Genomic DNA, 297 nt, shown 5'->3' with positions numbered 1-297 from the left:
GCGTGTTTATGCGTTCTTAGGTGATGGTGAGGTGGATGAGTCAGAATCTCAAGGTGCAATTACTCTCGCAACTCGCGATAAGTTAGATAACTTAGTCTTCGTTATTAACTGTAACCTGCAACGTCTTGATGGCCCAGTAACAGGTAACGGTAAAATCGTTAACGAATTAGAAGGCATCTTCAGTGGTGCTGGCTGGCAAGTTATCAAAGTTATGTGGGGCGACCGTTGGGATGAACTGCTGCGTAAAGATACAACCGGCAAACTGGTTCAATTGATGAACGAAACCCTTGACGGTGA

The 297-nt window shown here is 45.1% G+C and carries 1 pseudogene; it reads left to right on the top strand.

Annotated features, from left to right (window positions below):
- Positions 1-297: pseudogene (gene aceE, locus ACNQ0T_RS23840) on the top strand (pyruvate dehydrogenase (acetyl-transferring), homodimeric type); the annotation flags it as partial.

The sequence above is a fragment of the Enterobacter cloacae complex sp.6700776 genome (assembly GCF_048284255.1).
GTDB lineage: Bacteria > Pseudomonadota > Gammaproteobacteria > Enterobacterales > Enterobacteriaceae > Enterobacter > Enterobacter intestinihominis.
This window is presented reverse-complemented; position numbering and strand designations above follow the sequence as displayed.